The organism is Anoxybacillus ayderensis, from assembly GCF_000833605.1.
In the GTDB taxonomy this organism is placed as follows: domain Bacteria; phylum Bacillota; class Bacilli; order Bacillales; family Anoxybacillaceae; genus Anoxybacillus; species Anoxybacillus ayderensis.
The window spans coordinates 168,681-180,663 of sequence record NZ_JXTG01000002.1 but is presented as its reverse complement, the minus strand read 5'-3'; the positions used below and the strand labels follow the sequence as shown (position 1 = coordinate 180,663).

Here is an 11,983-nt window from a genome sequence, read left to right as displayed (position 1 = left end):
TTGCTTCATTTTATCGAAAAAGAAAAGAAAATGTTGTCGTTTTTTGTCACATAAAAAGAAAATTCAATAAAATTTAACAATTTAAAACATACCATATTCAGTCATTATATTAATAAATTCGAAATCAAAAAACTCGCAAATATCCATCTATCTTCTACACTTTCTTGACATAATATTTAAATATACAAATAATAGGGAAGGGAGCAAAAACATAAGGACTTGGGAGGGATCGATATTGTTAAGGGTTCTATTATCGCTTGTTACAGCTTTCACTCTTTTCTTTACTTCTTCTGTATATGCTCATCCTGGGAAAACAGATGCAAACGGGGGGCATACTTGTCGAACAAATTGCGAAAAATGGGGACTAAAATCTGGAGAATATCATTATCACGATAAAAATGGCAATATCATTCGTCAAACAAATAAAACTATTCATCCTCCTGTCGTTCGTGTTAATTCAAAACATGTCGTAAAAGTTATTCGTGTAGTAGATGGCGACACAATCGATGTTCGTTTTTCTAACGGCGCAACATCACGAGTTCGTTTCATTGGCGTTAATACGCCAGAAACTGTTCATCCTCAAAAACCAGTAGAGAAATATGGAAAAGAAGCGTCTAATTATACAAAAAAACGATTAACCAATCAAACGGTTACACTTGAGTTTGATGTAGGAGTGAAAGACAAGTACGGCCGTTTTCTAGCGTATGTTTGGGTCGGAAAAGAGCTGTATAACGAAACGCTTGTCCAAGACGGATATGCACGAGTGATGACAATTCAACCAAACGTCAAATATCAACAACGCTTTATTACAGCTGAACGAAAAGCACGTCAACAAAAGAAAGGGCTATGGCAATCATAACAACATAAAAGCTGTTCCGAAAAACACCTCGGAACAGCTTTTTCAATCCTTATAGGTACGATACAAACTCGACGGTTTTCATTGAACCTTGATGTTGCGGAAATTTTGTTTCAATTCCTCATAGGTACGATACAAACCCCAAAAAGTGTTGATGTATCAACACATGGAAAAGCTATACAATGTCATTATACACACATTTGAAAATTCAGTCAATAGCCTGTATTCCTTGTTACATATGCAAAAATCCCGAAAAAAAACTTGTCGTCGATCCCCTAGGATTTTTGCAAGATTGGAGGTCGACGACGGTTGTGAAGTTTTTCACAACCTTTGTGTAAAAAACAGCCTCCGATTCGGAGACTGTTTTATGCTTCCGCGTTCACTTCCGCAATAATAACAAAGCCAATGACGGCTGTGATGACTAAGCCTGTGATCATCCACATCATCGTGCATTCCCCCTTTGCCCATTTTCTTTTATTTTACACGTTTTTTCTTTGTTCGAAAATGGGTTTATGCGTCTTCTTCTATTTTTCGTGCGTATGCGTGCGAACGGTGAGTGAAAAAGATCGAGGCGAGCATGAGAACGAATACTGTGCCGAGCACAAGTGGACGCTTTTCACCGTCGATTGCGCTTGGGATGAGTGTACCGACATATAAAAACGCACTAAGCGCAAATAAAACGAGACTGTATGCTTTATAGTCACGCGCTTTTCCTAACCAATTTCGCTTTTGTTCATCCAAAATAACCGTCCCCCTTCCTTCTTTCAATGTATCATAGAAAAGAAAAAAGGGGGCGATGTAATTTATGCCAACGCTTGTGCTAAATCTTCTATTAAATCGTCAACATCTTCTAATCCGACAGAAATGCGAATGAGCCCGTCCGTAATGCCCAATTCGTCGCGACGCTCTTTCGGAATAGAGGCGTGCGTCATTTTTGCTGGGAGTGAAATTAAACTTTCTACTGCACCTAAGCTTTCCGCAAGTGTAAAATAACGGACGCGGGTTAATACTTGTTCTGCCTTTTCGCCGCTGCCGACGTCAAATGAAACCATGCCGCCAAAGCCACGCATTTGTTTTTTCGCTACGTCATAGTTTGGATGAGACGGAAGACCTGGGTAGTATACGCGTGTGACAGCTGGATGGTTGATTAAAAATTCAACGATTTTGCGCGTATTTTGTTCGTGTTCTTCCATGCGAATGCCGAGCGTTTTCATGCCGCGCATTAATAGCCATGAATCTTGTGGGCCGAGAATGCCACCTGTTGAGTTTTGAATAAAATGTACATCTTGCGCAAGCTGTTCGTTATTGACGACGACAAGCCCTGCGACGACATCGCTATGTCCGCCTAAATATTTTGTGGCGCTATGAATGACGATGTCTGCGCCAAATGCGATCGGCGTTTGCCAATATGGCGTGCTAAACGTGTTGTCGACAATCATCAATAGTCCATGGCGTTTCGCAATTTCTGATGCACCTTGTAAATCAGTAATTTTTAAAAGCGGATTTGTCGGCGTTTCGATATAAATCGCTTTCGTGTTTGGTTGAATGTGTGCTTCAATATTCGCTAAGTCGCTCGTATCGACAAACGTTGATGCAATGCCCAAGCGGTTTAATACTTTCGTCATGACGCGATATGTGCCACCGTATACGTCGTCCGTTAAAATGACGTGGTCGCCACTATTGAACAACATCATGACTGCGGTAATCGCTGCCATACCTGAACTAAACGCAAAACCTGCATATCCTTCTTCCACATCTTTAATGAGCTCCTCTAACGCATGGCGCGTCGGATTGCCTGTGCGCGAATATTCATATCCTTTATGCACCCCGACTGCCTCTTGTTTATACGTGCTCACTTGATAAATCGGAACGGATACAGCACCTGTATGGGCATCTCCCGCAATGCCGCCATGAATGAGTTTCGTTTTTCTTCTCACGTTACATCCCACCTTCGTAAATGTTTTTACTTAAATATCGTTCGCTACTATCTGGGAAAATGACGACGATGTTCGTTCCTTCTTTCGCTTGTTCCGCCTCTAGCAACGCCGCATGAAACGCTGCCCCAGATGAGCTGCCGACAAGCAATCCTTCTTTTAGGGCAAGTTCTTTGACGCGACGAAATGCATCGTCATCGAGAATTGTATAAATCGCATCAAAATAGCTTTCATCCATATATGGTGGTAAACTTTCCATCCCGATGCCTTCCGTTCGATGCGGGCCCGGTTTTCCGCCGTTTAAAATCGAGCCTTCAGGTTCAACGATGACCGTTTTAATACTTGCATTTTTTTCTTTCAAAAATTTAGCCGTTCCCATAAATGTGCCCCCTGATCCGGCACCGGCGACAAATACGTCAATTCGTCCGTTCAGTTGTTCCCAAATTTCTGGTCCAAGCGTTTTGTAGTACGTGCGTGGGTTCGCTGGATTTTCAAACTGTTGTGGGCAATAAGCGTTCGGAATTTCCGCAGCAAGCTCTTTCGCTTTGCGAATCGCTCCCGCCATCCCTTCGCTCGTTGGGGTGTTAATTACCGTTGCGCCAAGCGCGCGCATCAGTTGTTGTTTTTCGATGCTAAATTTTTCTGGAACGCAAAAAATGACGCGAATATTTTTCCCGATCGCTGCAAGCGCAAGACCAATTCCTGTATTTCCTGCCGTCGGTTCAATAATCGTTCCGCCTTCTTTAAGCTTTCCTGTCGCTAGTGCATCGTTTAGCAGCTCTTGACCGAGACGATCTTTCACGCTTCCACCCGGATTCAAATATTCGAGCTTCGCAAATAAACGTACTCCTTTTGGAAGCGGAAACTGTGTAATTTCAACGATCGGCGTATGACCGATTAATTCATGCACGTTTTTCGCTACTTTCATGTTGTGACCTCCCGAAAGATAAAAAGAAGGAGAGGAAAACTCTCCTATTTGTTTAACTCGTTCACCATTAATTGAACAAGCTCAGATGAATGAAGGGCTGCTTTTTGTAAAAATTGTTCAAACGATACGTTCGACTCTTTGCCAGCGATGTCTGATAATGCACGAATGACGACAAACGGCACGCCAAACTGATGGCATACTTGCGCAATCGCGGCCGCTTCCATTTCCACAGCATATAAATCAGGAAATTGTGTGCGCACAAAATCAACGCGCGCAGGATCGTGCATAAATGAATCGCCTGTCGCAATTAATCCTTTCGCCACTTGGATGTCACGAATGTGCGCTGCGCTCGTTTCAGCCGCTTGTACTAATTGTTCATCTGCCTTATAGCGCGCTGGCATGCCTGGCACTTGACCGTATGCATAGCCGAATGCGGTGACGTCGACATCGTGATGAACAACTTCGGTCGAAATGACGATATCTCCAACGTTTAATGATGGCGCAAAACCGCCAGCTGAACCTGTGTTAATAACGACATCTGGGGCAAAACGTTCAAGTAAAATCGTCGTCGACATCGCTGCATTCACTTTACCGATGCCTGATTTTAATAAAACGACGTCTGCCCCATCTAACGTGCCGCTATAAAAAGAACAATTCGCTACCGTCGTTTCTGTTCGATCGGCAATTTTTTCGCGCAAAATCGCCACTTCTTCTTCCATCGCTCCAATGATTGCTATTTTCATCGTTTCAACCTCTTTCACTTATTGTTTCACAGCCTCCATCAACCAGACGAAACGATTCATTGGCGTAAATGTGACGGTAAAACCGTGCGTTGTAAACATATGCTCAAGAGCAGGAATCGTCGTGTAATATTCCCGTTGTAAATCTTCGGCTAAATCGTCGAATCCTTTTTGTTTCGCTTCTGCAATCATCGCCTCGTGCGCTTCGCGGTCGATAAACGCTGTATCAGCAAACACTATTTTACCACCTTTACGAAGAAGTGCGCTATATTTGCCGATCGCTTCTTCTTTTTCCGTATCTGTTAAATGGTGAAACGCATACGTGCTCACGATCGTATCGATCTGTTCATTCGGCAACAGAAATTGTAAAAAGTCACCGTCCTCAACGGACACATCTCCAAGTTTTTCTTTCGCCAGCTCGCGCATCGGGGCAGACGGCTCGATGCCGTACACTATTTTTTTCGCCTCGATAAGCTTTTTCGTTAAATTTCCTGTGCCAACGCCGAACTCTAGCACGACATCGCCACTTTTTTCAACGACTGTATTTAAAATCGTCTCATATCCGTCAAATACGTCACGATATTGTTCATCGTGTCCGTATACAGACGAATCGTACGACTGCGCCCACGTTTCAAAGATGTCTAAAAATTCACGTCCCATGATGTCACACTCCATAATTATAATAATTCCTATAAGTATAGTATGAATTTAATGTATTGCTGTTCTCAATCTACCATATTTTTTTTAGATGTTCAATGGAAATGTGTTAAACTACGTGTAGAAAGGAGGAAGACGATGATTACGTTTGATCTCATTCAAGATAAAGTGGAGTTTTTTGAAGCGACAGATTTAAAAACATTGGAAAAGAAAATTAATGAACAAATTGAACATAACAAAGCGATTATGCTTGAAGTGCATCATGTGTCGTATGACGTACAGCTGTTAGAAAACGGACAACGTCTATACAGTGCGATGGTGCATTTTAAAGCAAAAAAATAGAGCGTCACGGACGGCGCTCTATTTCTTTTAGTTGTTGCACTTTTGTCGGCTTCCAGCCTTCATTGGTCACCCATTCGATAAACACTTTATAATGTTCTGTTTTATCTTTTTTTGAGACGGTGGCAACGGCGTGGTTCGGACTGCCGCCATTCCCGATAAACCAGACGATCAGATCAGAAGAAGAAATGCCTGTCGCATAACTAATGGCATCGAGCATTTCTTTCCAATCAACAGAGTTTTTATCATATTGTGTCACATGCGGCTCCGATTGGGTTGTACCGATCGGCTGCCATGACGGGTTAACAATTTCGCGAATGACGTTTGAATTTGGATCTTCAACAACCGTTTCTTGTACGTTGTCGTTCGGCTGTTGTTCATTTGTTTCTGTTTCCGTTTCAGATGGTGGCTCATCGTTTGACGGCTCATTTGTTTCCACTTCAACTGGTGCTAATTGCGGAGAAGCGTTCGTTTCCTTGACGGAACGGTCGTTAGCGAACAACCATTTCCATCCGAAAAATAAAATAAGCGCAAACACAATCGCAATGAACGTATTCAATACACGATTCACTTTTCTTTGTTTTGAACGTTTTGCAAAACGGCTGCTCACTCTTGGTACCTTCCTTTCTGTTCCAACTCGTATGTGGCATGAACGATATCGGCAAATATACTGTTCGTGACGGCGGCAGAGGACGTTGTTTCTAATTGTACCACAACGAGCGCATATTTTGGACGGTCAGCTGGAAAATAACCTGCAAACCATTTGTTCACTACGTCATTTTTTCCTGTTTGCGCTGTTCCTGATTTTCCTGCTACAGCGTAAGGCAACGATTGAAACGAACGGCCCGTCCCTTCTGGGTGCGTCACAACAAGTTGTAACAGTTGTTGCAGTTCGTCTACCGTCTCTTTGCGCAATGAATCCATCGTTAATCGCTTCTCATCAAATGCAAAAAACGTCGTTCCGTCTTTATACATCATTTTTTGAACGATGCGCACTTGTTTTGCTTCACCGCCCCGAGCAATCGTTGCCATCATATTCGCGACCGCAAGCGGTGAAACGCGCACATCTTTTTGTCCAATGGACGTTTGCGCGACAGCAAGCGGAATATGTTTATCCCGTTCATCCCCCCAAATGTTCCCTTTTTTCTCTTCATGAAGCGGGCGAAACGATGGAAAGTGATATACATCTCCCTCCCAACCAACGCGCGGCAACAATCCAAGTTTTTGAGCATATGTCTCAAACACATTTTTATCTATCGCAATCAATTGTTTTCCTAGCTCTCCAAACGTCCTGTTGCAACTGATCGCAAAACTATCTTCAAACGTGCGCATTCCTCTCTTTTTTTCTTCTGGCTCACCGTTAATTTTTTGATCACAGTTAAACGTCTGTCCGTGAATGAGTCCATGTTCAAGCGCAGCAGCTGCAACGACGACTTTAAAAACAGATCCCGGCACTTGAGGAAGAAGCGCTTTATTTTCCATCGCTCCATCTTTGTACGGATCTCGTTCATCGATGGCTGGAGCGCTCGCTAAAGCGAGGACGTCATTTGTTTTGACATCAAGTAAAACGACAGCCCCTTTTTGCATGCCATGTTGCGCTACAATTTGTTCAACACGCTGTTGAAGGGTGCGATCAATCGTCGTTTGTACCGTAATCGGATAAAACGGATTCGCCTGCTCCGTATATTTCACATCCATCCCAAACAGCGGCTCACCGCGAGCATCTACGTGATACAATAACTTCGTTTCCCCATCAGGAATTAAAAATTCATCAAACGAACTTTGTAAGCCAGACACGCCTATTTTTGTTTTTTGTGATAATTTGCGGTCGCCATATCGCTCCTTTAGCAACTTTTCGTTTTCTCCAAGTAAGCCGATGACATGTTGCGCATATTTTTGTTTGAGTTCGTACTGTTTGTGAACGGCGATCACACCTGGGATGCACAAATCATTAATCCGTTCCATTTGCCAAGGTTGCAGTTGAATTGGTTGTTGTCCATCGTGCAAAATGATCGGACCTTTCGCCGTTTCAAGCTGCCGTTTTATCGTTTCTTTTCGTATGGAAACAATCGTTGCGATTTGATCAATGGGCCAGTCCATTTTTTTTAAAAAAGGAAATAACACGAGCGTCGGAATGTATTCATATGTGAGCGGCTCGCCGTTTCGTGCGACGAACATGCCGCGTCCGTTATCAATCACAAGCTGTTCCGTCCGCTGTGCAACGCTTGCTTCAATTAAATTCACCCCATGAAACGACTCGGTGCTAACAAGTTGTAGTTGAACGAGTCGCCCTGCGAGCGCAAGTATTCCTAATTGTATCATCGTTAAGATAATGATGATTCGTTTCTTTATCATAAAAAACACCTCGTCTTCATTGTCGACGAGGTGTCACATTTTAAAACCTATTTTACCGCGACGATTTTTACAACCATATCGCCACCAGGCGTATGAACCGTCACTTCTTCGCCAACGCGACGACCGATAAGAGATTTAGCAATTGGGGAGTCGTTTGAAATTTTTCCTTCAAACGGATCCGCTTCTGCACTACCGACGATCGTATACGATTCTTCTTCCCCATCTGGAAGCTCGATAAATGTCACCGTTCTTCCGAGCGATACGACGTCTGTGCTTTCTAAATCTTCTTCGATAATTTTCGCATTGCGAATCATATTTTCAAGCATTTGGATGCGTGATTCAACGAACGCTTGCTCATCTTTTGCTGCATCGTACTCCGAGTTTTCGGATAAATCACCGAAACTGCGCGCGATTTGAATGCGCTCTACCACTTCTTTTCGCTTCACCGTTTTTAAATATTCAAGTTCTTGCTCGAGTTTCTCCTTCCCAGCTTTCGTCATTGGGTATTCTTTTTCCATTGACATGTGACTCACTCCTTTTTATTTATGTATGGAAAATGTACGAACGAGCTGTTCGTACAAAAGACAAAAAGTTTACATATTATCTATGCTATGGTATTACAAAATAGAATTTTGTTCAAGAATCGTTTGAATTTTTGTAACCATTAAATCAATGGCTACGTGATTATGGCCACCTTCTGGAATAATAATGTCGGCATACCGTTTCGTCGGCTCGATAAATTGATTGTGCATCGGACGCACGACGTTTACATATTGTTCAATGACCGATTCAAGCGTGCGGCCACGCTCTTTAATGTCACGCAACAAGCGACGAATAATACGAATGTCCGCATCTGTATCGACGTACACTTTAATATCCATTAAGTTGCGCAATCGTTCATCTTCTAATACAAGAATGCCTTCTAAAATAATGACATCTTTCGGCTCGACGCGAATGACTTCGTTTGAACGTGTATGAAGCGTGTAGTCGTATACAGGCTTATCGATCGGTTCATAATTTAAAAGCTTATGAATATGCTCGATTAATAAATCATTGTCAAAAGCGAGCGGATGATCGTAGTTTGTTTTTAATCGTTCTTCAAACGGTAAATGACTTTGGTCTTTATAATAAAAATCTTGTTCAAGCATTAAGATAGAATGTCCTTGAAAATGTTCATAAATTGCTTTTGTGACGGTCGTTTTCCCCGAACCAGAGCCGCCTGCGACTCCGATCACAACCGGTTTCTTCCTCATGTTAGTGCCCCTTTCTCATCATGTTGTATGGGAAAACTTCTCGATCGACTTTAAAACGAACGATTTGGAGCGGATGGCGAGCAGCGTCAAGCTCGTTTCCTTCTTCATCCCAAATCGTTTCAATAACTTGTGTAAAGTTTTCAATTTCAGGTCCGAAAAATTCTACTTCATCGCCTGGTTTAAAGAAGTTGCGTTGTTGCAACGTCACGATGCCTGTGTCTTTATCATAGTCTAGCACGAGACCGACGAAATCGTACGTCGTCTTTTTACTATGCACCCCAAACATTTGCTCTTTATAGCCAGGAACACCTTCAAAAAAGGCTGGCGCTGTATCACGGTTCGCACATTTATCGAGTTCATCTAACCACTCTTTACGAATGACAAAGTTGTCTGGATCAGCACAGTAGGCGTCAATCACTTTTCGATAGACGCTAACGACAGTAGCGACGTAGTGAATCGACTTCATGCGACCTTCAATTTTTAAACTATCGATGCCGAGTTCAATCATTTTTGGAATGGACTGAATTAAGTTTAAATCTTTCGGGCTCATCGCAAACGGGTCGTCTTGTTCATCAAACAACGCCACCGCTTCATCGCCTTCAAGCTTGTACAAATCGTAATCCCAACGGCACGATTGACAGCAACCACCGCGGTTTGAATCGCGCGCAGTCATATGGTTGCTTAATACGCAACGACCAGAATAGGCGATACACATCGCACCGTGAATAAACGTTTCAATTTCAATATCCACTTTTTCTTTAATTTCACGAATTTCTTCCGCGCTTGTTTCCCGCGCTAAAACAACACGTTCTAGCCCTTCTTCTTTCCAAAATTGCACCGCTTTCCAGTTCGTGAGCGATTGTTGTGTACTTAAGTGCACTTCTAATTTCGGTGCCACGCGGCGTGCTGTTTCAATAATGAGCGGGTCGGCAACGATAATGCCGTGCACGCCAACGCTCTCTAGGCCGCGCAAATATTCTTCTAACCCTGGAATGTTTTCATTATGAGCGTAAATGTTTGTCGTGACGTAAATTTTTGCTCCATATTGCTTTGCAAATTGTACACCTTCTGCCATTTCTTCAAGCGTAAAGTTGTCGGCATTTGAACGAAGGCCGTATTCTTGTCCACCGATAAAAACAGCATCCGCTCCGTAATGCACAGCTACTTTGAGCTTTTCTAAGTTGCCGGCTGGCGCAAGCAACTCAGGTTTTTTTACAATGACGCGCTTGCCGTTGATGATTTGTGATATGCTCATACGTCTCCCTCCTTTTCGTTTAATATACAGTTTCTTTAAAGAAAAAGCCGGTATCTAACGGACGATGTGTTGGTTGAATCGCTTCAATGCGCGCAAACAACTCGCCTTTTTCTTCCTCGTATTGCTCGCGATTTTCTGCGCACAAATCGATCGCACGACGATATAATTTCGTCACTTCTGTAATATACTCTGGCTCATGAAGCACGCCGTCAATTTTAAAGCTATCGATGCCCGCATCGATCATGTCTTCAAGTTCATCGATAATGCAAATGTCATTTGGACTCATAATATGCGTACCGTTTTCATCTTCAAAAATCGGATATTTATTGTCGCGCTCTTTATCGTATAAAAAGAGCCCTTTCGCATATTTCATTTGTTGTACTTCCATAAACTTGCCTTGATATTCAAAATAGTTGCCGATGAGGGACCGCTTCGACTGAAACATGCACGTCATGCCGTGTACTTGCACTTCAATTTCCACTTCTGCATGATTTTTAATATCAATAATTTCTTCCATATTTAACTCTCGCGCTAAGACGGCACGTTTCGCTCCTTTTCGTCCCCAATAGTTGCACGCATACCAGTTTGTCGCTGTCGTTTCTGTGTTCCAATGCAGTTTCATATGCGGTGCGACTTCTCGTACGGTCATTAACACCGCTGGATCGCCAAATACGATGGCATCCACTTGTTGTTCGGATAAAAAGCGAACGTAATCACTTAGTTCATCTACTTTGTCGTTATGAAAAAGCGCGTTCATCGCAACATATACGCGCACCCCGTACTTTCGTGCCACTTGCATGGCATCGATGATATGTTGCCTTGAAAACTCGCCTGCTAAGCGTAAGCCGTACCGTTGTTCACCGATCATTACAGCATTTGCTCCCGCTTGGGCAAGTTGTTCCATATGCGCAACGCTCGTTGGTGTAACAAGCAATTCTGGTTTTTTCATGTTATTCACCTCTTTTTCTCGATATCGCTATTCCATCCCCGATCGGAATGATGACCGTTTCATAGCGCGGATGCGCCATTAGCCATTCGTTATATGCTTGAATTTTTTTAATCAGCTGGCGAATGCGTTTTTGTTCAATCGGTTCATGTGTAGCGACAAGCCCTTTAAACAATACGTTATCTGTTATAATGATTCCCCGCTCGCTTAGTAGCGGCTCGTACAACTCAAAAAAGCGGCGATATTGTCCTTTTGCCGCGTCAATAAATAATACGTCAAAAGGGGCATGCTTTTTCACTTCGTCGCCCATATCAAGCGCATCACCAAACAATAACGTTATTTGCTCTTTTGTATTCGTTTGCTCTACATAAACGAGCGCCTGTTTATAGCGCTCTTCATCGCGTTCGATCGTGACAATGTGTACATGCGGCAACGCTTTTGCCATCCGAATGGCAGAGTAGCCAATGGCCGTGCCAATTTCTAAAATACGCATCGGTTGCACGAGTTTTAACATGTGCAACATCGTTTCGATGCTAAGCGCATCCATAATCGGAACGTTATGTTCACGCGCATATCGTTCCATCGCTACGATCGCTTCTTCTTTTTTTGGTAGTAATCGTTCTACATATTGAATCATTTCCTCATTTACCAACGAACTGTCCTCCTCGCAAAAACAAGAGTTCAAACGAATTGAACTCTTGTTTCATCACGATCCATAAC

Annotated in this window: 14 protein-coding genes; 2 read left to right on the top strand and 12 right to left on the bottom strand. The window is 42.9% G+C overall.

Annotated elements, in window-relative coordinates; genetic code table 11:
• Positions 1–235: 235 nt before the first annotated feature.
• Entirely contained in the window at positions 236–859 is a 624-nt protein-coding gene (locus tag JV16_RS03160) for a thermonuclease family protein (RefSeq protein ID WP_042534206.1), read from the top strand.
• 507 nt (positions 860–1,366) lie between these two features.
• On the opposite strand, the gene JV16_RS03155 is transcribed toward JV16_RS03160, so the two are convergent.
• The 5 genes from JV16_RS03155 to JV16_RS03135 all read right to left on the bottom strand — a co-directional run bounded on the left by JV16_RS03155 (position 1,367) and on the right by JV16_RS03135 (position 5,118).
• On the bottom strand, positions 1,367–1,597 hold the full coding sequence (locus JV16_RS03155) for a YrhC family protein (protein WP_042534204.1): 231 nt from the start codon (positions 1,595–1,597) through the stop codon (positions 1,367–1,369).
• A gap of 62 nt (positions 1,598–1,659) precedes the next feature.
• Entirely contained in the window at positions 1,660–2,793 is a 1,134-nt protein-coding gene (locus tag JV16_RS03150; RefSeq protein ID WP_042534202.1) for a bifunctional cystathionine gamma-lyase/homocysteine desulfhydrase, read from the bottom strand.
• A 1-nt stretch (position 2,794) separates the two neighbouring features.
• Complete coding sequence (locus JV16_RS03145; RefSeq protein WP_042534200.1) at positions 2,795–3,718, bottom strand: PLP-dependent cysteine synthase family protein; 924 nt, start codon at positions 3,716–3,718, stop codon at positions 2,795–2,797.
• Between the two features lie 44 nt (positions 3,719–3,762).
• On the bottom strand, positions 3,763–4,461 hold the full coding sequence (gene mtnN / locus JV16_RS03140; protein ID WP_042534198.1) for a 5'-methylthioadenosine/S-adenosylhomocysteine nucleosidase: 699 nt from the start codon (positions 4,459–4,461) through the stop codon (positions 3,763–3,765).
• A gap of 18 nt (positions 4,462–4,479) precedes the next feature.
• Positions 4,480–5,118 carry a class I SAM-dependent methyltransferase gene (locus JV16_RS03135; RefSeq protein ID WP_021093759.1) on the bottom strand — a complete coding sequence of 213 codons (639 nt, stop codon included), beginning with the start codon at positions 5,116–5,118 and terminating at the stop codon, positions 4,480–4,482.
• Positions 5,119–5,253: 135 nt separating this feature from the next.
• On the opposite strand from JV16_RS03135, the gene JV16_RS03130 reads away from it, so the two are divergent.
• The gene (locus JV16_RS03130) at positions 5,254–5,457 is read left to right on the top strand and encodes a DUF2536 family protein (protein WP_021093932.1); all 204 of its coding nucleotides are present in this window, start codon (positions 5,254–5,256) and stop codon (positions 5,455–5,457) included.
• Positions 5,458–5,461: 4 nt separating this feature from the next.
• Here the strand turns inward: JV16_RS03130 and JV16_RS03125 are convergent, their stop codons facing one another.
• From JV16_RS03125 to JV16_RS03095, 7 genes are all read right to left on the bottom strand, one after another.
• A complete protein-coding gene (locus JV16_RS03125) occupies positions 5,462–6,064 on the bottom strand; it encodes a YrrS family protein (RefSeq protein WP_021093931.1) in 603 nt (200 codons plus the stop codon).
• On the bottom strand, positions 6,061–7,809 hold the full coding sequence (locus JV16_RS03120; RefSeq protein ID WP_021093930.1) for a peptidoglycan D,D-transpeptidase FtsI family protein: 1,749 nt from the start codon (positions 7,807–7,809) through the stop codon (positions 6,061–6,063). Before JV16_RS03120 ends, JV16_RS03125 begins: the two co-directional genes overlap by 4 nt.
• 47 nt (positions 7,810–7,856) lie before the next feature.
• A complete protein-coding gene (gene greA, locus JV16_RS03115) occupies positions 7,857–8,333 on the bottom strand; it encodes a transcription elongation factor GreA (protein ID WP_009361671.1) in 477 nt (158 codons plus the stop codon).
• A 93-nt stretch (positions 8,334–8,426) separates the two neighbouring features.
• Positions 8,427–9,062 carry a uridine kinase gene (gene udk, locus JV16_RS03110; RefSeq protein ID WP_006320548.1) on the bottom strand — a complete coding sequence of 212 codons (636 nt, stop codon included), beginning with the start codon at positions 9,060–9,062 and terminating at the stop codon, positions 8,427–8,429.
• Between the two features lies 1 nt (position 9,063).
• Positions 9,064–10,317 (bottom strand): peptidase U32 family protein, encoded by a 1,254-nt coding sequence (locus tag JV16_RS03105; RefSeq protein WP_021093929.1) that lies wholly within the window; start codon positions 10,315–10,317, stop codon positions 9,064–9,066.
• Positions 10,318–10,336: 19 nt separating this feature from the next.
• Positions 10,337–11,266, bottom strand: a complete 930-nt coding sequence (locus JV16_RS03100) for a peptidase U32 family protein (RefSeq protein WP_021093928.1) — start codon at positions 11,264–11,266, stop codon at positions 10,337–10,339.
• Between the two features lies 1 nt (position 11,267).
• Positions 11,268–11,915, bottom strand: coding sequence for an O-methyltransferase (locus JV16_RS03095; protein ID WP_021093927.1), 648 nt, complete (start codon positions 11,913–11,915; stop codon positions 11,268–11,270).
• Positions 11,916–11,983 lie beyond the last annotated feature (68 nt).

Bases quoted from the DNA above. Each gene is read 5' to 3' on its own strand.
- JV16_RS03145 (WP_042534200.1), bottom strand. From the start codon at position 3,718: ATGAAAGTAGCGAAAAACGTGCATGAATTAATCGGTCATACGCCGATC.
- mtnN (WP_042534198.1), bottom strand. From the start codon at position 4,461: ATGAAAATAGCAATCATTGGAGCGATGGAAGAAGAAGTGGCGATTTTG.
- JV16_RS03135 (WP_021093759.1), bottom strand. From the start codon at position 5,118: ATGGGACGTGAATTTTTAGACATCTTTGAAACGTGGGCGCAGTCGTAC.
- JV16_RS03130 (WP_021093932.1), top strand. From the start codon at position 5,254: ATGATTACGTTTGATCTCATTCAAGATAAAGTGGAGTTTTTTGAAGCG.
- JV16_RS03120 (WP_021093930.1), bottom strand. From the start codon at position 7,809: ATGATAAAGAAACGAATCATCATTATCTTAACGATGATACAATTAGGA.
- greA (WP_009361671.1), bottom strand. From the start codon at position 8,333: ATGTCAATGGAAAAAGAATACCCAATGACGAAAGCTGGGAAGGAGAAA.
- udk (WP_006320548.1), bottom strand. From the start codon at position 9,062: ATGAGGAAGAAACCGGTTGTGATCGGAGTCGCAGGCGGCTCTGGTTCG.
- JV16_RS03105 (WP_021093929.1), bottom strand. From the start codon at position 10,317: ATGAGCATATCACAAATCATCAACGGCAAGCGCGTCATTGTAAAAAAA.
- JV16_RS03100 (WP_021093928.1), bottom strand. From the start codon at position 11,266: ATGAAAAAACCAGAATTGCTTGTTACACCAACGAGCGTTGCGCATATG.